This window comes from Streptomyces sp. NPDC087422 (genome assembly GCF_044744145.1).
Classification (GTDB): domain Bacteria; phylum Actinomycetota; class Actinomycetes; order Streptomycetales; family Streptomycetaceae; genus Actinacidiphila.
Genome location: NZ_JBIUXT010000002.1, coordinates 609291 through 629541 on the forward strand (window position 1 = coordinate 609291; position 20251 = coordinate 629541).

19 protein-coding genes are annotated in these 20251 nt (G+C 72.3%); 8 read left to right on the plus strand and 11 right to left on the minus strand.

Features of this window, described 5'->3' with window-relative positions:
* The first annotated feature begins 58 nt into the window (after positions 1 to 58).
* A complete protein-coding gene (locus ACIO6U_RS08515) occupies positions 59 to 1195 on the plus strand; it encodes an alpha/beta hydrolase (RefSeq protein WP_401716683.1) in 1137 nt (378 codons plus the stop codon).
* On the opposite strand, the gene ACIO6U_RS08520 is transcribed toward ACIO6U_RS08515, so the two are convergent.
* Positions 1192 to 1773, minus strand: coding sequence for a hypothetical protein (locus tag ACIO6U_RS08520; RefSeq protein ID WP_355336376.1), 582 nt, complete (start codon positions 1771 to 1773; stop codon positions 1192 to 1194). The two genes, ACIO6U_RS08515 and ACIO6U_RS08520, sit on opposite strands and share 4 nt — an antisense overlap.
* A 145-nt stretch (positions 1774 to 1918) precedes the next feature.
* Here ACIO6U_RS08520 and ACIO6U_RS08525 point away from each other — a divergent pair, with 145 nt between their 5' ends.
* Both ACIO6U_RS08525 and ACIO6U_RS08530 read left to right on the plus strand, forming a co-directional pair.
* Positions 1919 to 3313: a putative T7SS-secreted protein gene (locus ACIO6U_RS08525; protein ID WP_401716686.1), complete on the plus strand. Its 1395-nt coding sequence runs from the start codon at positions 1919 to 1921 to the stop codon at positions 3311 to 3313.
* A complete protein-coding gene (locus ACIO6U_RS08530; protein ID WP_401716689.1) occupies positions 3310 to 4068 on the plus strand; it encodes a hypothetical protein in 759 nt (252 codons plus the stop codon). The genes ACIO6U_RS08525 and ACIO6U_RS08530 overlap by 4 nt, the downstream gene beginning before the upstream one ends.
* 45 nt (positions 4069 to 4113) lie before the next feature.
* Here the strand turns inward: ACIO6U_RS08530 and ACIO6U_RS08535 are convergent, their stop codons facing one another.
* A complete protein-coding gene (locus ACIO6U_RS08535) occupies positions 4114 to 4419 on the minus strand; it encodes a hypothetical protein (RefSeq protein ID WP_401716692.1) in 306 nt (101 codons plus the stop codon).
* Between the two features lie 85 nt (positions 4420 to 4504).
* On the minus strand, positions 4505 to 5182 hold the full coding sequence (locus ACIO6U_RS08540) for a TetR/AcrR family transcriptional regulator (RefSeq protein WP_355336372.1): 678 nt from the start codon (positions 5180 to 5182) through the stop codon (positions 4505 to 4507).
* 159 nt (positions 5183 to 5341) lie between these two features.
* Here ACIO6U_RS08540 and ACIO6U_RS08545 point away from each other — a divergent pair, with 159 nt between their 5' ends.
* Positions 5342 to 6376 (plus strand): medium chain dehydrogenase/reductase family protein, encoded by a 1035-nt coding sequence (locus tag ACIO6U_RS08545; protein ID WP_401716695.1) that lies wholly within the window; start codon positions 5342 to 5344, stop codon positions 6374 to 6376.
* Between the two features lie 103 nt (positions 6377 to 6479).
* Here ACIO6U_RS08545 and ACIO6U_RS08550 read toward each other — a convergent pair whose 3' ends face one another.
* The 4 genes from ACIO6U_RS08550 to ACIO6U_RS08565 all read right to left on the minus strand — a co-directional run bounded on the left by ACIO6U_RS08550 (position 6480) and on the right by ACIO6U_RS08565 (position 10400).
* Positions 6480 to 7847, minus strand: coding sequence for an RNA polymerase sigma factor (locus tag ACIO6U_RS08550; protein ID WP_401717161.1), 1368 nt, complete (start codon positions 7845 to 7847; stop codon positions 6480 to 6482).
* Between the two features lie 35 nt (positions 7848 to 7882).
* Entirely contained in the window at positions 7883 to 8302 is a 420-nt protein-coding gene (locus ACIO6U_RS08555; protein WP_188285869.1) for a YciI family protein, read from the minus strand.
* 137 nt (positions 8303 to 8439) lie between these two features.
* Entirely contained in the window at positions 8440 to 9915 is a 1476-nt protein-coding gene (locus ACIO6U_RS08560) for an MFS transporter (protein ID WP_401716698.1), read from the minus strand.
* Complete coding sequence (locus tag ACIO6U_RS08565) at positions 9912 to 10400, minus strand: MarR family transcriptional regulator (protein ID WP_355336369.1); 489 nt, start codon at positions 10398 to 10400, stop codon at positions 9912 to 9914. The genes ACIO6U_RS08560 and ACIO6U_RS08565 overlap by 4 nt, the downstream gene beginning before the upstream one ends.
* A gap of 160 nt (positions 10401 to 10560) precedes the next feature.
* On the opposite strand from ACIO6U_RS08565, the gene ACIO6U_RS08570 reads away from it, so the two are divergent.
* Positions 10561 to 12012, plus strand: coding sequence for an amidase (locus ACIO6U_RS08570; protein WP_401716701.1), 1452 nt, complete (start codon positions 10561 to 10563; stop codon positions 12010 to 12012).
* Positions 12013 to 12020: 8 nt separating this feature from the next.
* Here ACIO6U_RS08570 and ACIO6U_RS08575 read toward each other — a convergent pair whose 3' ends face one another.
* Both ACIO6U_RS08575 and ACIO6U_RS08580 read right to left on the minus strand, forming a co-directional pair.
* Positions 12021 to 13292 (minus strand): lanthionine synthetase LanC family protein, encoded by a 1272-nt coding sequence (locus ACIO6U_RS08575; RefSeq protein ID WP_401716704.1) that lies wholly within the window; start codon positions 13290 to 13292, stop codon positions 12021 to 12023.
* 24 nt (positions 13293 to 13316) lie between these two features.
* Positions 13317 to 13781, minus strand: coding sequence for an ATP-binding protein (locus ACIO6U_RS08580; RefSeq protein WP_355336365.1), 465 nt, complete (start codon positions 13779 to 13781; stop codon positions 13317 to 13319).
* A gap of 172 nt (positions 13782 to 13953) precedes the next feature.
* Between ACIO6U_RS08580 and ACIO6U_RS08585 the strand changes: the two genes are divergently transcribed.
* From ACIO6U_RS08585 to ACIO6U_RS08595, 3 genes are read left to right on the plus strand one after another with little or no spacing between them, the layout of a single operon-like run.
* On the plus strand, positions 13954 to 14829 hold the full coding sequence (locus tag ACIO6U_RS08585) for a helix-turn-helix domain-containing protein (RefSeq protein WP_401310131.1): 876 nt from the start codon (positions 13954 to 13956) through the stop codon (positions 14827 to 14829).
* The gene (locus tag ACIO6U_RS08590) at positions 14826 to 15071 is read left to right on the plus strand and encodes a DUF397 domain-containing protein (RefSeq protein ID WP_401309823.1); all 246 of its coding nucleotides are present in this window, start codon (positions 14826 to 14828) and stop codon (positions 15069 to 15071) included. Before ACIO6U_RS08585 ends, ACIO6U_RS08590 begins: the two co-directional genes overlap by 4 nt.
* 23 nt (positions 15072 to 15094) lie before the next feature.
* Positions 15095 to 15994 carry a TIGR03619 family F420-dependent LLM class oxidoreductase gene (locus ACIO6U_RS08595; RefSeq protein ID WP_391162541.1) on the plus strand — a complete coding sequence of 300 codons (900 nt, stop codon included), beginning with the start codon at positions 15095 to 15097 and terminating at the stop codon, positions 15992 to 15994.
* Between the two features lie 91 nt (positions 15995 to 16085).
* Here the strand turns inward: ACIO6U_RS08595 and ACIO6U_RS08600 are convergent, their stop codons facing one another.
* Entirely contained in the window at positions 16086 to 16439 is a 354-nt protein-coding gene (locus ACIO6U_RS08600; protein WP_355336359.1) for a beta/gamma crystallin domain-containing protein, read from the minus strand.
* 175 nt (positions 16440 to 16614) lie between these two features.
* Complete coding sequence (locus ACIO6U_RS08605; RefSeq protein ID WP_401716709.1) at positions 16615 to 19860, minus strand: helix-turn-helix transcriptional regulator; 3246 nt, start codon at positions 19858 to 19860, stop codon at positions 16615 to 16617.
* Positions 19861 to 20251 lie beyond the last annotated feature (391 nt).

Consider the following 20251-nt stretch of genomic DNA (forward strand, 5'->3'; position numbering starts at 1 on the left):
TGACACGCCTGGGACCGGTGAGGCAACTCGGGCGGTGCTCCAGCGTGTTGACCGGAGTATGAGATCTCCTCTTCGATCCACCGTCCGCACGGCGGCGGCCTCGCTGCTGCTGGCCGCCGGGCTCCTGGCGGCGGGCACGCAGACACCGGCCGTCGCCGCCGTACCGCATGCGACCGCCGAGACCGCCGCCACGACCGCCGCCGGCGTCGGGACCGCCGAATACGACCTCGGGGACACGGCGTTCACCGATCCGGAGTCCGGCACGGTCAGCGAGGTGCGGGCCGTGGTGCACTACCCGCGTCATCTGACCGGGCGGCTGCCGCTGGTCGTCATGTCGCACGGCTCCTGGTACGCCTGCGACGACGCGGACGCGCAGACCTGGCCGTGCCCGGCGGGCTCGCACCCGTACCCGAGCTACCGGGGCTACGACTACCTCGGCCGCGCGCTGGCCGAGCGCGGCTTCGTCGTGGTCTCGCTCAGCGCCGACGCCATCAACATGACGTCCTTCGACTACGGCGACCGCGCCCGCCTGATCAATGAACACCTGCGGCTGTGGCGGGACTTGGCCAATGGCGGCGGCGCCCTGAAGGGCCGCTTCACCGACCCGGCGACCGGCCGCGCGGTCGCGCCCGCGTTCACCGGCCACGTCGACATGACGCGCGTCGGCACCCTGGGGCACTCGCGCGGCGGCAAGGGCGCCATGTGGCAGGCGTCCGACAAGCACCGCGCCGAGTGGCCGACGGGCGTACGGGTGAGGGCCGTTCTCGCGCTGGCGCCGGTCAAGTTCGACTACCCGGAGGGCGAGAACAGCGACACCCTCGACACGAAGGTGCCGTTCGCGGTCGTCACCAGTACCTGTGACGGAGCCGTCCACGAGCAGGGCCAGGAGTATCTGGACGACATCGCGGGCCTGAACACCGTGACGGACTTCTCCGTCTCTCTCCAGCACGCCAACCACAACTACTACAACCGGTCCTGGACCCCGCCGGCCTCGCTCGGCGAGGATGACAGCACCTGCCCGGCGCAGGAGTTGACCCCCGCCCACCAGCAGGACGCCCTCACCGCGTACGCCGTCGCCTTCTACCGCTACGAGCTGTACGCCGACCCCACCGGCCTCCCCGTCCTGACCGGCCGCCACCCCCTCCCCCACACCCCCGCCACCACCCGCATAGCCCTCCCCGCCCCCACCTCCTAGGCCCGGTCAGCGGCCCGCAACACGGCGCCGTACTTCACCAACCGCCGCCGGGACAGCAGCACCCCCAGCCCCCACAACCCGACGAAGAACGCCCAGACACCGCCGCAGACGAGCAACGGCCCCGCCGTGAACCCGAACTGGGACAGCGGGATCAGCAACGCCAGCGGCAGCACCACTACTTGGATCAGGCCGCGCCTGCGATGGCCTCGCGCGTAGTCCACCTGAATACGCGCGTGCAGCAGCTCGACCTCTTCTCGCACCTCCGGCGACGGCCGCAGCCGCCGCCGTCCCGGCCGCATTCCCGGCAACTGGCCGCCGCGCAGTCCCTCGGGATACCGCGCGGCGGCCAGGGTCGCCCGTTCCGCCGCGTCCGCCTCCCGCCGGAACCCGAAATACGGATTCGGACTCCCCTTCGGCGATGTCGCCGCCATCCCCTCGTACCGGTAGCCGTACTGCTCGGCGACAAAGGCGAACGCCGCGAATCTCCGCCACGACCCCACCAGATTCCGCGCCTCATGCCGCGCCGCCCCCCGCGCCCCGTCCCGCATCAGCGCCTTGAGCTGAGCCTCCACGAACATCACGACCTCCGGCCTCCGTGGTCTGGCATGACCTTCTGTCCGGTCCCCGCCGCCGGGCCCGCATCCGGGACTCGGCGGAACCATCCATACCGCAAGGATCTTCTTATAGCTTGGTCAAGAAAAAGTCATCTCTGAACGAAGCGGCATGAGTTCGTCATGCGGATGGGGGGCGAGCGTGGGCTCGTTGAAGTATCCGAACCTTGGCTTCGATCCGGCTCCGGGGGATCTGGAAACCGTCCGTCTGATGGTCTCCGCGGTGGGGCAAGTGGCCCACAATAGCGGCAGCGCCCAGAGCCAACTGAGCAAGATCGGAACCTCGGACGGTGTATGGGTGGGGAAGTCCGCCGATGCCTTCACGGAGTCCGTGGAAAAGATTCCGCCATATCTCAAGAAGGCCCTCGACGCGGTGAATTCGGCGCACCGGGCCCTGGCGGGCTGGGAGACCAGTCTGGACGGCTTCCAGTCGCGGGCCCGCGGGCTGGAGGAAGAGGCGGCTGCCGCGGCGCGGAAGGTCGACTCGACCAAGAGTTCCTTGACCGGTCTTCCCGCGGACACCTCCACGATGTCCGACACGGAGAAGGAAGCGCACGAGCGGGACAAGAAGGGCAAGCAGCAGGCGTACGACACGGCGCACGGCGAACTGGAGTCGGTCCGGGGGCGCGCCCGTACTCTGCACGTCGAGTACACCACCGCGGCCGACTCGACGGCGCGCGCGCTGAAGGACGCCACCGACGACGCCCCGCCGAAGCCGGGTTGGTTCGACAATCTGGTCGACAGCGTCACCGACTTCCTCGCCGACGCGTGGAACGTCCTGTCCGATCCGAACCTCTGGAAACTGGTCGGCGACATACTCGCCGACATCGCGATGGTCATCGGCGTGATCTGCCTGGTCGCCCTCGCTCTCGGCACCGGAGTGGGGGCGCTCGGCCTGATCGGCTTCATCGTCGGCGTGGGCGCGCTCGCCGCGCACAGCGCCGCGATGATCGGCGGCGCCGAAGGTGTGACCTGGCAGACTCTGGCCTGGGACGCCGCGGGTGTGATCGCGGGCGGTATCGGTCTGGCGGGCGGCAGCATGATGAAGGCCGGGCGCGCGATGGTACAGGCGGGGCGTGAACTGCGGGTCGCGGAAGGCATCGTGGCGACGCTCGGCAAGATCCGGCCCGGCGCTCTGGGCAACATCGCCAAGATACCCAGCGGTGTCGCCAACACCCTGCGCGGTTTCAGCATGGCAGGGCAGGGCTGGACGTATGTGGCCACGGGCAAGGTGTTCGACTTCGTGGGCACCGTCACCGGCGCGGGCTTCGCGCTCGGGTCCAACGCGAACGACGGCCGGTGGACCGACGGCGACTGGAACATCTCCGACATCCCCGTAGTCGGGCCGATCGCCGGATTCGTCAACTACAAGGCGCCCGACAACAATCCCACGGTCATGGCGCCCGGCCCGCTCGGCCCGACGTTCGACGGGCCCACGACCTTGACGTCAGCGGGCAACAGCTTCGCCAAGGGGCTGGAGCAGGGGCAGTACGGGACAGCGGCGTGAGCGGCCCGACTGCCCAAGGCACGGCAAAGGGCGCGGGGCGGGAGATCCCGTACGCGTTCGGATACCAGGTACCCGACGAGTTCATCCGGCTGCCGGAACCCACTGAGTCCGAAGGCTGGCACGAGGCGCTGGCCACGTTGATGCCCGACGCCGACGAGGAGCAACTGGCTGCTGCGGGAGCGCAGATGCGTGCCAGTCTGCCGGGTCTGGCCGCGGGCAGCGGGGACACCGTCGTCCTTACCGCGATGTGCCTGGGTACGGAGGACGTGGAGGGTGACGAACGCCTGTCGATGGGCCTGCTGGCCGTGACGGTACGGCCCAGCACGCACCGGGACCGACTGCTCGCCGCCGAGGCGATCTTCCAGGCGGAGCAGCGCAAGCTCTTCGCACGCGAGGGCCGGCTTCAAGAGCTGAACTTCCCTCTGGGCAAGGGTGTGCAGGGCAGGCAGGACATCCTGATCGCCGCGAAGCTGCCCGCGGGGCCCGGCGTGATGTCGACCTCGCTGCGGCTGCTGACGCTCCCCGCGGGCATGGCCGCCGCGGCCGGAGTCGAGGATCCTACCGGCGCCGCGGCGACAATACGGCCGACGCTGCCCGTGGCGGCGCTGCAACTGATCGTCCCGGCGCCCCGCGACTACTGCGTCTACGTGACGATCTCGACGCCGTCGCTCTTCCTGCTGGACTCCTACAGCGGGCGGCTCGCACACATCGGGCGGACGTTCACCTTCAATCCGTCCCAGGAGCACGACGGTTGAGGCCGAGGCGCGGGGAGTGGGCCCGCGGGGCGAGCGGCGGACGGATTACTCGCCGCCGCCTTCGCCCGCCTTCTTGAGTTCGTCGAGGAGCTTCTGATCGATCTTGGCGAACTCCTCGGCGGCCTGATTCGCGAACTCCGAGACGCCCCGGGTGAGTTTGGAGAGCTGGCCGAATCCGTAGTCCCAGGAGTCGGCAAAGTCGTCACACGCCGATTCCAGACCGGAGTGGCCGATCTCCTTGGTGTTGGCGTGCTTCATCTCCTTCGAAGCGCTCTTCATCTGGTCGCCGCTGGTCTCCAGCTTGCGTGCCATGTCCTTGACCTCGTCGCCCGCGAACCGCAGAAAAGACATCCGGCCCCCCGTCCGTATCGCGTCTTCGTGTCGCGCCTCTGCCGATTCCCAGAATAGGTCCAACTGCCCTGGCGCGGCGGTGAGCTCAGGGTTTGAGGAGGGCGTGGAGTTCGGCTTCGTAGAGCTGGGCGGGGTCGAGGGACATGCCGGTGAAGTGGCCGGCGGCTTCGAGGGAGAGGACGCCGTGGAGGCGGGTCCAGCAGGTGAGGGCGCGGTGGAGGGCGGTGGTGGGGGCGGGGTGGGGGTCGGCCCATGCGCGGTGGGTGGCGAGGTGGGTGTCGAAGGGGGTGACGGGGGCGGTGGCGTCGGGGTCGAGGGCGACGCAGGCGTCCAGGAGGACGGCCATGATCTCGGACGCGATGCCGGTGATGTCGTCGGGGGCGTGGTAGCCGGGGACGGGTGTGCCGTAGAGGAGGAAGTAGCGGTGCGGGTCCTCCAGGGCCCAGCCGCGCAGGGCGTGGGCGAGGGCGACCAGCTCGGGCCGGGAGTCGTAGGCCGAGGCGGCGGCGTGGACGCTGAGGAAGGTGTCGGCGAGGCTGCGGTAGCCGTCCCTGACCAGTTCGGTGATGAGTTCGTCGCGCCCGGCGAAGTAGCGGTAGAGCGCGGGGCCGCTCATGCCCATCTGTTTGGCGATGGCGTTGAGGGAGAGCGCTGAGGCGCCCGCCGTCGCGATCTGCTCCCACGCGTGTTTCTTGACCTCCTCGCGGACCTGGGCCCGGTACCGCTCGCGCGGGGTGCTGGTGGTCGTACCCGGTTCAGCCACTGGCCTTGCCTCCTTCCCGTACGTCGTGCCCGTACGTCGTGTCCGCGTTCCCTTTAGTTAGAGGCTATCACGAACGCTATTGACACTCCCGATCGTGAGGTGTTAGAACTTCTAACGAACGCAAACGTCAGTAACGAGCAGCTCGCAGCGGAGGCCGCCATGAACACCACCGAAGAACTCACCGAGGTCGTCCTGCCCGGCAAGGTCGAGCCGGAGGGCCTCCAGGTCAGGCACGGCGCCGTCCCCACGCCGGGCCCCGGCCAGGTCGTGGTGCGGATGGAGGCCACCGGCGTCTCCTTCGCCGAGCAGCAGATGCGCAGGGGCCGCTACTACGACCAGCCCCCGTTCCCCTTCGTGCCGGGTTACGACCTGGTCGGCACCGTGCAGGCGGCGGGCGAGGACGTCGGCACGGACCTGGTCGGCACGCGGGTCGCCGCGCTCACCAAGACCGGCGGCTGGGCCAGCCACGTGGTGGTCGACGCCGCCGACACCGTCCCGGTGCCCGAGGGGGTCGGCGCGGCGGAGGCCGAGGCGATGGTGGTCAACGGCGCCACCGCCTGGCAGATGCTGCACCGCAAGGCGCGCGTCCGCGCAGGACAGACCGTCCTCGTGCTCGGCGCGAACGGCGGCGTCGGCTCCGTCCTGGTCGAACTGGCGCGGGTCGCGGGCGTCAAGGTGATCGGCACGGCGTCCGTACGGCACCACGACGCGCTCAGGGAGCGCGGCGTCACACCGGTCGACTACCGCGCGGGCGACGTCGCCGCCCAGGTCCGCGCCCTCGCGCCCGGCGGGGTGGACGCCGTCTTCGACCACGTCGGCGGCCGGGGCGTCGTCGACTCGTGGCGGCTGCTCGCGCCCGGCGGCACGCTCGTCTCCTACGGCACCGCGTCCACGCTCAACGACGAGGGCTCCAAGCAGTGGCCCGTGCTCAAGATCATCGCCCGCGTCTGGGTCTGGAACACGCTGCCCAACGGCCGCCGCGCCTACTTCTACAACCTCTGGGCCGGAAAGGCCCTGGCCAAGGACCGCTTCCGGGCCCGGCTGCGCGCCGACCTCACCGAGGTCTTCGCCGCGCTCCAGCGCGGCGACGTCACCGCCCGGGTCGCGGCCCAACTGCCGCTGGCACGCGTGGCGGAGGCGGTCCGGCTGGCCGAGTCGGGGACGGTCGCCGGGAAGGTCGTCCTCACGGCGTGACGCGCCCGCCGCCCCGGTCGAGTACGGGCCCGGCCGGTCCGGCACCGGCACCGCCCCTCGACCCCGGCCCCGGCACCGACGCACCGCTGACGCCCGGACGGGGTCACGGCATCGGCAGGGCATCGGCCTTGCGGAGCAGCAAGGCGCGTTCGCGGGTGTTGGGGCAGTGGCGGGCTGCGAGGTGGAGTGCGGCGCGGGCTTCGGCGGTGCGGCCGAGGCGGGCGAGGAGTTCACCGCGCACGGTGGGGAGGAGATGGGAATGGGAGAGGTGACCGGCGGCGGCGAGTTCGTCGACGAGGTCGAGGGCGGGCTGCGGCCCGTGGGCCATCGCGACGGCGACCGCGCGGTTGAGGTCCACGACCGGCGAGGGGGCGATACGGCCGAGGGCTTCGTAGAGCACGACGATCCGTTCCCAGTCGGTCGCGGCGACGGAGGGCGCAGCGGCGTGGCAGGCCGCGATGGCCGCCTGGAGGCCGTACGGGCCGAGGCCGCGCCCGACGGTGGAGGCGCGTTCGAGAGCCGCCCGGCCACGGCGGATCGCCGAGCGGTCCCACAGGCGCCGGTTCTGGTCCTCCAGGAGTACGGCCTCGCCGTCGGGGCCGGTGCGGGCGGGGAAGCGGGCGGCGGTCAGTTCGCAGAGGGCGAGCAGACCGTGCACCTCGGGCTCGCGCGGCAGCAGGGCGGCCAGTACGCGGGTGAGCCGGATCGCCTCGTAGGCCAGGTCGGGGCGGAGGAGGTCGTCGCCGGACGTCGCGGTCGACCCCTCGGTGAAGATGACGTAGAGCACGCTGAGGACGCCGCCGAGCCGTTCCCGCCGTTCCTCGGCCGGGGGCAGGGCGAACGGGACCTCGGCGGCGGCGATCGTACGTTTCGCACGGGTGATCCGCGCCTGGACGGTCGGCACCGGCACCAGGAAGGCGCGCGCGATCTCCTCGCTGGCCAGGCCGCCGACCGCGCGCAGGGTCAGGGCCACGCGGGCCTCGGGCGAGAGGACCGGATGGCAGGAGATGAACATCAGGGCCAGGATGTCGTCGTCGATACGGTCCGGGTCCCAGGGCAGGTCGGCGTCGGCCGCCGAGCCCACACCCGTATCCGGGCCCGCGGCCCTTCCCGTGGCCACGCCCGTACCCGCGTCCTCGGCCGCCTCCCCAGCGAGCAGCGCGTACCGCTGGTCCAGCGCCGAGCGGCGGCGGAAGGCGTCGATCGCCCGCCGCCGCCCGGTCGCGAGCAGCCAGCCCACCGGGTTCGCCGGTGTGCCGTCGCGTGACCAGCCGACCAGCGCCTCGGCCAGGGCCTCCTGCGCCACGTCCTCGGCCAGTTCGAAGTCCCCGGTGTAACGGGCCAGGGCCGCGACGACGCGGGCCGACTCGATCCGCCAGACGGCCTCGACGGCGCGGCGCGCGGCCTCCGTACTGCGGGGAGCCGGTCCGTCGGGAGCCGACCCGCCGGGGGCCGGTCCGCCCCGAGCCACCTCGTCAGGAACCGGTCCGCTCAGATCCGGCCCGCTCAGATCTGGCCCGTCCGCTCGCGCCACGCCCGCTCCTTGGTGATCCACTCGTTGTCCTGCGGGAACTCCTCGATGCTCGGCACCCGGCGCACCTCGCACTTCGAACCGGCGACGGCGGGCAGCCGCTTCGCCCACTCGACCGCTTCCTCCTTCGAGGCCACGTCGATCAGGTAGAAGCCGCCGAACAGCTCCTTCGTCTCGCCGTACGGGCCGTCGGTGACCACCGGCGCCTCACCGCTGAAGTCGACCACGACCCCCTGGCCCGGGTCGTCGAGCCCCTCCGCCGCCACCAGGACCCCGGCCCGGATCAGCTCTTCGTTGAACCGGCCGACCGTCTCCAGCATCTCGTCGAACGGGGTCTCCATCATCTTCGCGACGGACTCGTCCGTACCACGCATGATCAGCATGTACTTCGCCATGACGGCTGTCTCCACTCTGTTCTGTTCCGTGCGTTCAGCGCTGACGCGCTCCGGGGCCCGTTTTCCGACCCTCTCACCCCCAAGGTCGAACGGCGCGGGAGCGGATCGACACGGCGGCCGGATCGGATTCGGAGAATTCACGGGACCTGGCCGGAGGCCACCGCCAGGTCGGCGTCCGGGACCGGCCCGGCGTCGGTGTCCGCACCGCCGTGGGACGGCGTGCGGTACGCCCGGAGCGGCGCGTTCGTCGCGGCCACGGCCAGCACCGCCAGGACGGCGGACACCCCGCCGAGGACCAGCGAGAACGGGGCGGAGGTGGCCGAGGCCAGCAGGCCGCCCCGGAAATTGCCGAGTTCGGGCCCCGCGACACCGATCACGTGCTCCACGGAGGAGACCCGCCCCCGGTACGCGTCCGGCGTCTCCCACTGGACCAGGGCGCTGCGCGTGACGACGGACACGGTGTCGGCGGCCCCCGCCGCGGCCAGGCAGCCGAGCGCCAGCCACAAAGGCCCCGCCAGCCCGAACCCGGCCAGCGCCAGGCCCCAGACCACGGCTGCGGAGAGCTGTACGAGGCCGCCGCGCCGCCAGCGGGTCACCGTGCCGGAGAGCAGACCGGCCGTGATGCCCCCGACCGCGACGGCCGAGAGGAACAGGCCGAGGGTCCGCGGGTTGCCGCCGAAACGGATCTCGTTGACGAGGGGGAAGAGCGCCACGGGCATGGCGAGGAGCGTCGCGGCCAGGTCGGTGGCCATCGAGCCCCAGAGGGTGGGTCGGCGCAGGACGATCCGCCACCCGCCGCGCTCGGCACGCCGCCGCCCGCCGCGTTCAGGACCCCGCCGTCCGCCCCGCAAAGGCCCCGCCGCGCTGACCTTCGCGAGTGCGCGCCCACCGCCCTTCGCGCGCCCAAGCCCACCGCCCTTCGCGGGCCCAAGCCCAAACACGCCGCCCTTCGCGCGCCGACGCCAGCCACCGCCCCCCTCGGACGCCGTCCCCTCACCTCCCTCCGGCCGCATCGCCGGCAGGCGAATCACCGCGAGCATCGAGACCGCCATGGCCACGGCCTGAATCCCGTACGCGGCGGGGAAATCCCAGCGGGCGATGATCAGTCCGGCCGCGGCGGGCCCGGCCAGCATCGCGGCCTGGAAGGAGACGTTGGTGAGGGCGAGACCGGCCGCGACCTGGTCGCCGGGCAGCAGCCGGACGGGAAAGGTGCGCCGGGCGGGAGCGCCGAGCGCGCTGAAGACGGTGGCCAGGGCGACGAGGGCGAGCAGGAGCAGGACGTTCCTGTTGTGGGCCAGGGCCTGGGCGCACAGGGCGGCGGCGACCAGGAGTTGGCCCGTGGTGGTGGCGCGTACGAGCGCGCGGCGGTCGACGGTGTCGGCCAACGCGCCGCCGAGCAGCCCGAAGAGCAGCATCGGCAACCCGGTGGCGAGCCCGATCGCGCCGGTGCCGACCGGGCTGCCGGTGAGGTCCCAGACCTGGGCGAGGACGGCCACATTGCCTATCTGGCCGCCGAGTTGGGAGACGGACGTGCCGATCCACAGGTCGCGGAAGGGCTGACTGCCGCGCAGCGGACGGGTGTCGAGGAACCGGACGCGTATCCGTCCGCTCACTTCGGCGGCTCGACAAGGCGGTTGAGGATGCGCTGCCGCATCGACCGGTGTTCCAGCGCGCGCCGCACCTCCTCGACGACGGCGGTCATGGCGTACGGCACCTCGGCGTCCAGTTCGGCGACGGTCTCGTGGGTGGCGCGCCACTCCGCCTCCAGGAACGGTACGAGCGACCGGCCGCGTTCGGTCAGGTCGATCCGCCGGGTGCGGGCGTCGGGGCCGGGCTCCGAGGTGACCAGGTCCTCCTTGCGCATGGCGGCGACGGTCTGGCTGATCGCGGAGTGCGAGCGGTTCAGGGACTTCGCCAGCTCGCGGATGGTCAGCGGCCCGGTGTGCGCGAGCCGGATCAGCGGATACGCGAACCGGGGCCGTACGCCCGTGATGCCGCGCTCGACGTAGAGCTGCTCGATCTCGGCGTCCATGGCCGCCAGCAGCTCGTGCAGGGTGTGCCAGGGGTCGGGGAGCGCGGTGGGATCAGAAGTTGTCACAGCGCTAATATAACAGCGCTGCGACAATTGCGGAGGCTACGGCTCCGGGCGCGCCGGGGCCGGCCGCGAAGTGGCCCCCGGACCCCGGAGATCGGGGCGACTTTCCCTTGCCCGAATCGACATTTCGTGGCTCCAGCGGACCGCCCGTACGGTCCCTGGCATGGACAGAAGCTTTCAGACGGCGGAAGAACTCCGTGCCGCCCTGCGCGCCGGTGACGTGACCTCGGCGGAACTGACCGACGAGGCGATAGCCCGTATCGAGCGGGACGACGAGGCGGTCAACGCGATCTGCGTGCCGGACTTCGACCGTGCGCGGGCCGCCGCGCGGGAGGCCGACGCGGCGCGGGCCCGCGGCGAGGACCGGCCGCTGCTCGGCATTCCCGTGACGGTCAAGGAGTCGTACGACGTGGCCGGGCTCCCCACGACCTGGGGCATGCCGCAGCACCGGAACCACCTGCCGGCCGAGGACGCGGTGCAGGTGTCGCGGCTCAGGGCCGCGGGCGCGGTGGTGCTCGGCAAGACCAATGTGCCGGTCGGGCTCCAGGACATCCAGAGCTTCAACGAGATCTACGGCACCACCAACAACCCGTGGGACCACGGCCGCACGTCGGGTGGCTCCTCCGGCGGATCGGCGGCGGCCCTCGCGTCCGGCTTCGGCGCGCTGTCCATCGGCTCGGACATCGCCGGTTCGCTGCGCACCCCCGCGCATTTCTGCGGGATCTACGCGCACAAGCCGACGCTCGGGCTGGCGGCGAACCGCGGCATGGCCCAGCCGCCCGCACCGGCGCTGCCGGTCGACCTCGACCTCGCCGTCGTCGGCCCGATGGCGCGCTCCGCGCGCGACCTCACGCTCCTGCTCGACGTCATGGCAGGGCCCGACCCGCTGACGTCCGGTGTGGCGTATGAGGTGAGGCTGCCGCCCGCGCGCCACGAGCGGCTCGGCGACTTCCGGGTCCTGGTCCTCGACCAGCACCCGCACATTCCGACCGGGGCCGCGGTACGGGCGGCCGTGGGCCGGGTGGCCGACGCCCTGGCCGACGGCGGCGCCCGCGTCGAACGGCACAGCCCGCTGCTGCCCGATCTGGCCGAAGCCGCGGTGGTCTACACACAGCTCCTGATGTCGAGTTCCACGGCGCACTTCCCGGTCGAGGCGCAGGAGCAACTACGGGCCCTCGCCGCCGAATTGAGCCCGGACGACCAGAGTCTGGAGGCGACGCGGCTGCGCGCCATGGTGTTGAGCCACCGCGACTGGCTCGGCGCGAACGGCCGCCGCGAGCTCCACCGGCACGGCTGGCGGCGGTTCTTCGCCGAATTCGACGCCGTGGTCTGCCCGATCACGCCCACCCCCGCCTTCCCGCACGACCACGGCCCCGATCCGAGGCGACGCCGGATCGACATCGACGGCGCCGGGTACCCGTACTTCGACCAGCTCGTCTGGGCCGGTCTGCCCACCATGCCCGGCCTGCCCGCCACCGCGATTCCGGCGGGCCGGTCCCCCGAGGGCCTGCCGGTGGGCGTCCAGCTCGTCGGCCCGATGTTCGAGGACCGCACCCCGCTGCGCCTGGCCGAACTGCTCGAACCACTGACCGGCGGCTTCCACCCCCCGACATAACCCCCGCCTCAGTGGGCCGGGGTGGTGGGGTGGTGGTCGGGCCAGGGGAGGGCGTAGGCGGAGGTGGGGGTGGCGGGGCGGGTGAGGCGGGTGAAGCGGAGGAGTTCGCGGACGATGCCGGCGGTGCCCATGGCCCAGCCGGGGTGGGGTTCGAGGGTGCTGGGGGTGGCGCGGTGCTCGATGTTGGACCAGCGGGCGCCCTCGCGGTCGCGGGTGGCGCGGGAGGAGAGGTCGGCGGCGAGGAGGCGGGCGAAGTCCGGGGGGTCGCCCTGTTCCGCCAGCCGGTCGCAGGCGAGGGCGAGGACGCCCGCGGTGCCGCAGCAGCGGCCGTTGTTGTCCCAGAAGCGGGGCCGCAGGCGGCGGGGCAGGCCGGAGTGGGTCACGGTGTGCCAGCAGCGGTCGGCGAGCGCCTGCCAGGCGGCGGGCTCGTCGAGGACGTCCCGGAGCAGCCGGAAGACCTGGGCGTCACCGGCCGGTCCGTGACACCAGCCGTAGCTGTAGCGCTCGATGAGTTCGGGCCGGTCCTGCGGGTCGGAGTGGGGTACGAGGAAACCGTCCGGCCCGTCCTCGTCGCGCGCCACGACGTCGGCGGCGCCCGCCCGCGCCAGCTCGACCAGGTCGGTGCGGCCGGTCGCCGAGCCGACGCGGGCCAGCGCGTACACGATGCCGAGCGTGCCGTGCGAGATGTGGTGCAGGCGCGGGGCCGCGTCGGTGCGCACCTCCCAGTGGACGCCCGCCGGGGTCTCCTCGGCCGTCCGCAGATACGGCTCCACGGCGAGCACGGCCAGGTCGGCGTCGCCCATCGCCAACGCGCCCAGGCCGATACCGGCGTTGCCGCCGAGCAGTTCGAACAGCACGCCCCAGCGCGTCCCGTCGAAACGGGAGCGCACCAGGTCCAGGGCCCGCGCGGCGCCTGCCGCGGCCTCCGGGGCGCCCAGTTCGTCGTGGACGGCCCGCAGCGCGAACGCCATGCCGGTCAGGCCGAAGTACAGCGAGCTGCCGTCCCAGCCGTCGACGGCGGCGGAAACACTACGGGCGGCGCGCACGGCCGCGTCGCCGTACCGGTCGTCCCCGAAGTGCCGCCGCGCTTCGAGGAGTACGGGGATCACACCGGCCGTACCGCTGTAGAGCGAGGCGTTCGGCTCGTCGTCCGAGGGCGTGGTGGTCCAGGCGAGCCCGCCGTCCTCGCCCTCCCGCGCGTTCCCGAGCAGCCAGCGCAGCGCGTCCGCCGACAACTCCTCGACCTCATCCGCTGTTACGTCTGTTGCGTCAGCCGTCATCACACCCACTTTGGCACGCTCTCGCTACGGGGCCGCTTCCAGGGGAAGGGGGAGGTCGAGTTCGGCGCGGAGCGTCTTGCCGACGGGGTCGCGGGGGAGGACCGACCAGCGGGTGGCGAGGGCTTCGACCAGGAGGAGCCCCCGGCCGGAGTCGGAGAGCGGGGAGGCGGGACGGAGCTGGCCGGGGTCCGGGGGACGGCGTTCCCCGCGGGCGTCGGAGACGTCGATACGGAGCAGGGTCGCCGTGAGGCGGATACGGAGCTCGAAGTCGCGCCCGGCCACGCGGCCGTGGGTGGCGGCGTTGGTCGCCAGCTCGGCCACCAACAGGGCGGCCGTCTCGGCCAGTTCGGTGCCGTGCGCGACACCCCACAGGTGGAGCTCGTTCGACGCCGCGTGCCGCGCCAGCCGGGCCCCGCGCCGCGTGGCGCTGAACCGCTGGCTGAACTCACGTTCGGTCACGGGGAGTTCGTGCATCGTTGGTGCTGTCATACCGCCCAATGTGACCCCGGCCCCGCCCCTCCCACCAGGGTCCCGCCGCGTACGCTGCGCCAGCGTACGCGCACAAAACGTAGACAGTACCCGTCACCCCCTGTGAGCATTGTCCGACTCGATGTGGTCAAACGAGCGGGCGCGCGGGAGGTGGCCAAGGATGGCCGATGGCATGGACGGTGCGGGAGAGGCGGAAACTTCCGCCGGTACGGGTGCCGGCACTCCCGGCAGCGAGCCCGAGACCTCGGACAGCTTGCGCACCTTCGGTGCGTTTGTCCAGGCGCTCCGGGAACACGCGCGCCTCAGCCGCGAGGAGTTCGGCAACCAGGTGCGCTTCTCCAAACACACGATCGCCTCGATCGAGCAGGGGCGACGCATGCCCGACGCCGACTTCGTGGACCGCGCCGAACCGGTTCTCGGCAACACCGGAGCTTTACGCAAGGCGCTCGACCATGTCGGGCGGCAGCCCGGCCTCGCGGCCTGGTTCCACCAGTGGGCGCGCCTGGAGAAGACGGCGATCAGCCTGTACACGTACGAATGCCGCCTCATCCCAGGGCTGTTGCAGACGGCGGCGTACGCCCGTGCCGTGTCGGAGAGCGTCCCGCCGCTCGCCAGTGAGAAGGCCGTCGCCGAGCGGGTCGCAGCGCGACTCAAGCGGCAAGAGTTGCTGTCTACCAAGCGTGAACCGCCCTGTGCGTTCAGTTTCATCATCGAACAGGCCCTCTTGGAGCGGCACACAGGTGGCGAGGACATCACGCGTGACCTGCTCGACCACTTGCTGGATCTCACTGCGCGGCACTGGAACGTTGAGTTGCAGATCATGCCGCTGCGATGCCCCTCGCATGCTGGCGTAGACGGTCCCTTGCAACTGCTGGAGACGCGCCAGAACAGGTGGTTCGGATACTCCGAGGGGCAGAAGAACGGTCGGCTGATCGGAGACCTCAAAGAGATCAGCGAGCTCCAACAGCGGTATGCAAAACTTCGCTCGCAGGCTCTGACCCCCGAAGACTCGCGGGGCCTGCTGGAGCGAATGCGAGGAGCCCTATGAACACATCGGATCTGGCCTGGTTCAAGAGCAGCTACAGCAGCGGCAGCGAAGGCGATTGCATCGAAGTGGCCGCCACCTGGCACAAGTCCAGCCACAGCGGATCTCAGGGCGACAACTGCGTAGAGGTCTCGGCCTGCCCGAGCACCGTCCACGTGCGGGACTCGAAGGACAAGGAAGGGCCCCAACTCGCCTTCTCCCCCGCCCAGTGGGCGGACTTCCTGAGCTTTGCGAGCCAACTCTGAGGCTGGCGGGGTAGGAGGAGGCCATGAAGGTCGGATTCGCACTGCCGCAGTTCAACAAGCAGGCTTTCGAGGTCGCGCGGGCCGCCGAGTTCGCGCGCGGGATCGAGTCGGCGGGCGGAGCCAGCCTGTGGGTGGGCGACCGGAATCTGGCCGCCGTCGATCCGAGCGTCGGGTACGGCGGCGGGAGCACGATTCCGCCGGAGTTGAACGCGGCGGCCGATCCGTTCGTCCTGCTCGGCGTGGCCGCGAGCGCCACCGAGCGTGTCCTGCTCGGCAGCCACGTACTGGTGGCGCCGCTGTATCCGCCGGTCCAACTGGCCAGGTCGCTCACGACCGTTGACCTGATCAGCGGGGGACGCCTGCTCGCGGGGTTCGGCGTGGGCTGGTCGCCGGAGGAGTACGAGGCCGCGGGCGTGGACTTCGCCACGCGGGGCGCCAGGATGGACGAGACGCTGGACGTACTCGAAGAGATCTGGACGAAGGACCCGGCCGGGTACAGCGGGGCGCGGTTGTCGGTGCCGCTGCACCACGCGCCGCTGAAGCCCGCGCGGCGGCCCCGGCCGCCCGTGTACCTGGGCGCGCGCTCGGGGCGGGCGCTGCGCCGGATCGGGGAACGCGCCGACGGCTGGCTGCCGGTGTGCGTGGTGCCGGGCTTCGTGGACTTCGACGGCATCGTCCGGCAGCGGGCGCGGGTGGACGAGGCGGCGCGGACGGCGGGCCGCGATCCGCGCGTCATCGACGCGGTCTTGCGCGTCAACATCGAGGCGGGCACGTCCACGGAGCAGGTGGTGACGGTGATCAAGGCCGCGGGCGAACGTACCGGCATCGACCATGTGATGGTCGACACGATGTACAGCGACGCGGGCGTCGACCAGTCCGTGGAGCGGGCCTTGGCGATCCTCGACGGCGTCCGCGCGGGCTGATCCGAGGAGCCGGTACCCCGGCCGGGCGCCGTACGTCGCCCGGCCGCCGGTTCGTACCCTCGCGCGCTCGCGGGCCCGCGAACTCGCGGGCTCAGAGGATCTGGATGCTCTTGACCCGCGGGGGGCGGTTCGGGAACGTGATGTCGGTCCAGCGGTTGATCCGCACCGAGTCGCCGTTGACGTCGTAGTAGATCAGGTCGTTGTTGCCCGTGACGATCCGGTCGACCCACCAGCCGCCGAAGTCGGTCCGGCCCGAATTCGCGTAACAGTCCACGCTGTCACGGCCGTTGAGGTGCGAGTAGATCTTCAGGTAGTCCGCGCCGCCGACGCACTCGACGTGGTCGATGGCGAAGGCGGGGCCGCTCGGCACGGCGACGGTCAGCGCGGCGGCGGCGGCCAGCGCCATGGTCATCGAGCCGATGACCTTCTTGGCTTTCGAGATCACGCAAATCCCCTTCACACGGAGCCCGGCACCCGGCCCGGCTCGCTCGCTTCTTCGGGCCGGACGGCGGCCCGCCGCCGATCTTGGTGTGATGCCTCTGGCAAATGCGGCAAGCGGAGCGATGTCGTCGGTTTTTGACTCGATCGAGCGAAGGTGTGTTTGTTCCGGGCGCGATTGGTTACGGGGCGGGCTCGGGGCGGGGGCGGTCCGTACGCGCGTAGACCAGGGCGGCTTCGGTGCGGTTGCGGACGCCGAGCTTCTCCAGGATGTGGGAGACGTGGACGGCGACGGTGCGGTCGCTGATGTAGAGGGAGCGGGCGATCTGGCGGTTGCTCTCGCCGCGGGAGAGCAGGGCGAGGACCTGGGCCTCGCGTTCGGTGAGGTCGAGGCGGGCCTGGGCGGCGACGGACCGGGTCGTGGGGTCGGGCGGCCGGGTGAGACGGCCGCGGGTGGCCAGTTCGTGGGCGAGGCGCAACAGCGGTGCTGCGGACAGGGGTTCGGCCAGGCCGAGGCAGGCGGCCAGGGCGCGGCCCGCCTGTTCGCGGCGGCCCGCGCGGATCGCGGTCCCGGCCTCGCGCAGGCGTGCGTACGCCTCGCGGTAGGGCTGGTCGGCGGCGCGCCAGGCGTCGGCGACCTGCCGCCAGGTCGCCCGGTCGTCGGAGCCGTCGGCGCGGGAGTGTTCGGCCGCGGCGAGGGCGCCGAAGGCGGCGACGACGGGTTCGCCGCAGTGGCGGGCGGCGATGGCGGCGGCGCGTTCGGCGAAGGTCACGGCGGAGCCGTCCCAGGCGGCGGGCAGGCCGTGGGGGCGTACCGGGCCCGGCAGCAGGGCGAGTTCGGCGGCGAGGCGGGCGCCGTCGGCGAGCAGCCGGATCTCCTCCTCGGCGAGGGCGCCGCCGCCGACGGCCCGCAGGCCGTGCAGGACGTGGTCGGCGGCTGTCGCCAACTCCCCCGCGTCCAGCGCCTGTTCGGCCTGGCAGGCGTGGCAGGGGCCGAGCAGGCGGGGGTCGTCGGGGGCTTCGGCGAGTACGGCGGTGAGTTCCGCGGTGCGGCGGCGGTCGCCGCGGGCGACGGCCAACTCCAGTTGGAGCAGGTGCAGATAGCGGGTGATGTGGGCGCTGGACTGGCCGACGAGTTCGGCCAGGAGCTGGTCGGCCTCCGGCCAGCGGCCGGTGGCGACGAGGACCGCGGCCGTGTTGAAGTCCAGGACGGCGGTGAGCGGGGGCGGCGCGCCGAGTTCGCTGGCCGCGCGGCGTCCGGTCAGGGCCACTTCGCGCGCCTCCGCGAAGCGGCCCCCCGTACAGAGCAGGTACATGTGGTTGCTGGCCGCGCGCAGGACGTCCTCGACGGAGTCCGTACGGCGGGCCAAGTCGCGTGCGGCGCACAGGGCTTCGAGGCCCGCCTCCAGGTCGCCGCGCTGGGCGCGGACGATGCCGAGGGTGGTGAGGGCGTGGGCGTGCTCGGCGAGGGCGCCGATGCGCTCGGCCATCCGTAAGGCCCGTTGCGCCAGCGGCAGCGCGCCGTCCGGGTCGCCGACCTGGACGCGCATGTCGGCCGCCGCCGCCAGGACTCTGGCTTCGAGGGCGCCGGTCGCCTCGGGCGCCGTGGCCAGGAGCCCTTGCGCCTCTTCCAGTGCGGCGATGGCGCCCCAGGGGTCTCCGGCCTCGCGGCGGTAGGCGCCGAGGCGTTCGAGCAGGCGGGCGCGGTCTTGTGCGTGTGCCTGTGCCTGCGCTTCTGCGTGTGCTTGTGCGTGTGCCTGCCCTTGTACGGCGGCTGCCGCGTGGCTTCCGTCGGCGCGGTACGCCTCGGCCGAACGCGGGCCGTGACGTGGTGTGTTGAGGGTGGCCGGGCCGCCGCCCGCCGACAGGGCCAGCGCGCGGGTGACGTACTCCGTGGCGCTCTGGGGCTCGCCCGCGTAGCTGGCCGCGCGGGCGGCCTCCGGCCAGAGAGAGGTGGCGGCGGCCTCGGAGAGGTGGTCGGAGAGGGTGACGGCGAGGGCGTAGAGGCGGTGGGCCTCGGGGTACGCGCGGGCGTTGACGGCGAGGCGGGCGGCCGTCAGGGCCGAAGTGGCCGCGCGGGCGGGGCAGTCGGCGAGGTGCCAGTGCCGGGCCAGGAGGGCGGGGTCCGAGGCGGTACGGGCGGCGAGGGCGTGCGCGTAACGGCGGTGCAGGCGGCGGCGCTCGCCCGGGAGCAGATCGGCGTACAGGATCTGGCGGATCAGGCCGTGCGGGAGGGCGTAACCGTCCTCGGTGGAGGTGAGCAGGCGCTGCTCGACGGCCCGGCGCACGGCGGCCAGCAGCGTTCGCTCGGGTAAGGGGACGGTGGCGGCGAGGAGTTCATGTGTCATGCCGTCGTCGGTCACGGATATCTGGTCGATGACCTCGCGGACGTCGGCGTCCACGCAGCTCACGCGGGCGAGGACCACTTCCGCGATGGACGCGGGCGGCCAGGGGCGGGCCGCCCGCGCCAACTCCTGTGCGTACAGCGGGTTTCCCTCCGCCGCCGATACGGCCCCCGCCACGTCGGCGGCGTCCGCGTCGGCCGGGAGCAGCGCGGTCACCAGCTCGGCGACCTCCGCGTCCGCCAAGCCGCTCAGCCGCAGCCGCGTCACCCTCGGACATCGGCCCAGCTCCGCGAACCAGCGCCGCGCGTCCGCCGTCAGCTCCTCCTCCCTCACCGTGGCCACGATCAGCACCGGCTGTCGTCTCAGCCGCACCACCAGAAACGCCAGCAGATCGCGCGTGGACGCGTCCGCCCAGTGCAGGTCCTCCAGCACCAGCACCAGCGTCGTACGCGCCGACATCTCCCCCAGCACCCCCAGCACCCGCTCGAACACCCGCTGCCGCGTGGCCGGCCGCCCCCCACCGAACGCGTACGCCGCGCCCCGTCCACCAGCCGGCCCGGTCTCAGCCCACCCGTCAAAGCCCCCGCGCCCGCGCGCAGCACCCCCGGCTGCGGGCGCGGGGCCACCCCCCGCATCGCCGGACCCCCTCCCCGCGCCGGAACGGCCGCGCCCACCGCCCACACCGTCCGCCACCGGGCCGCCGTCCGACGGACCGGCCGCACCCCCGAAGCTCCCCGGCGAACGCGCGCCGCCGTCCGGCGAGGGTTCGCGCTCGTGGGGAGCGGCACCGGGGGCGGGGTGGGGGGCCGCGCCGGAGGCGAAGAGGTCGCGGAGGGCGGCGATGAAGGGGCCGTAGGCGAGGGTGGGGCCGGTGAGGGGGACGGAGTCGCCGGTGCGGAGGTGGGCGTGGCGGGGGGCGGTGGTGACGAGGGTGGCGAGCTCTTGGACGAGGCGGGTCTTGCCGAGACCCGCCTCGCCGGTGACGAGGAGGAGTTGGGCCTGGCCGGCCGCCGCGCGGTCGAAAGCGGCGACGGCGGCGCGCTTCTCGGGGTACCGCCCGACGAAGGGCGCTGACTTGGTCATGTGCGCAGTGTGAGCACGCGGCAGCGGTGTGTCGACGGCGAAGCGAAGAAGCTGCCATCGGGGGCGGAGCGAAACCGGCCCATTTTCATCGTGGCCGGTACGGGCGTTCCGCAAAGGCCGCGTGAAGGTTTGGTGCCTGGTGGCGGACGGTGTTCGCTCACCGGACGCGGCGGGAATCCGGCGCAATTCCCCGCGCCGCGCCCCGGCGGCGGTCTCGTATCTGTCGCAAACAGAAATCCGTGAAGTCCCCGGCCGTACACGGGTATACGCCGAAAAGGGGTCACCCGGCGGTCGTGGACGAGTACATCTAGTCAATTCCCACATACGCGCCTACGTCATGTTGCAGACGTGCGCGAGCGCTTTACCACCGCATAGTTGGCCCGGTTCGGCC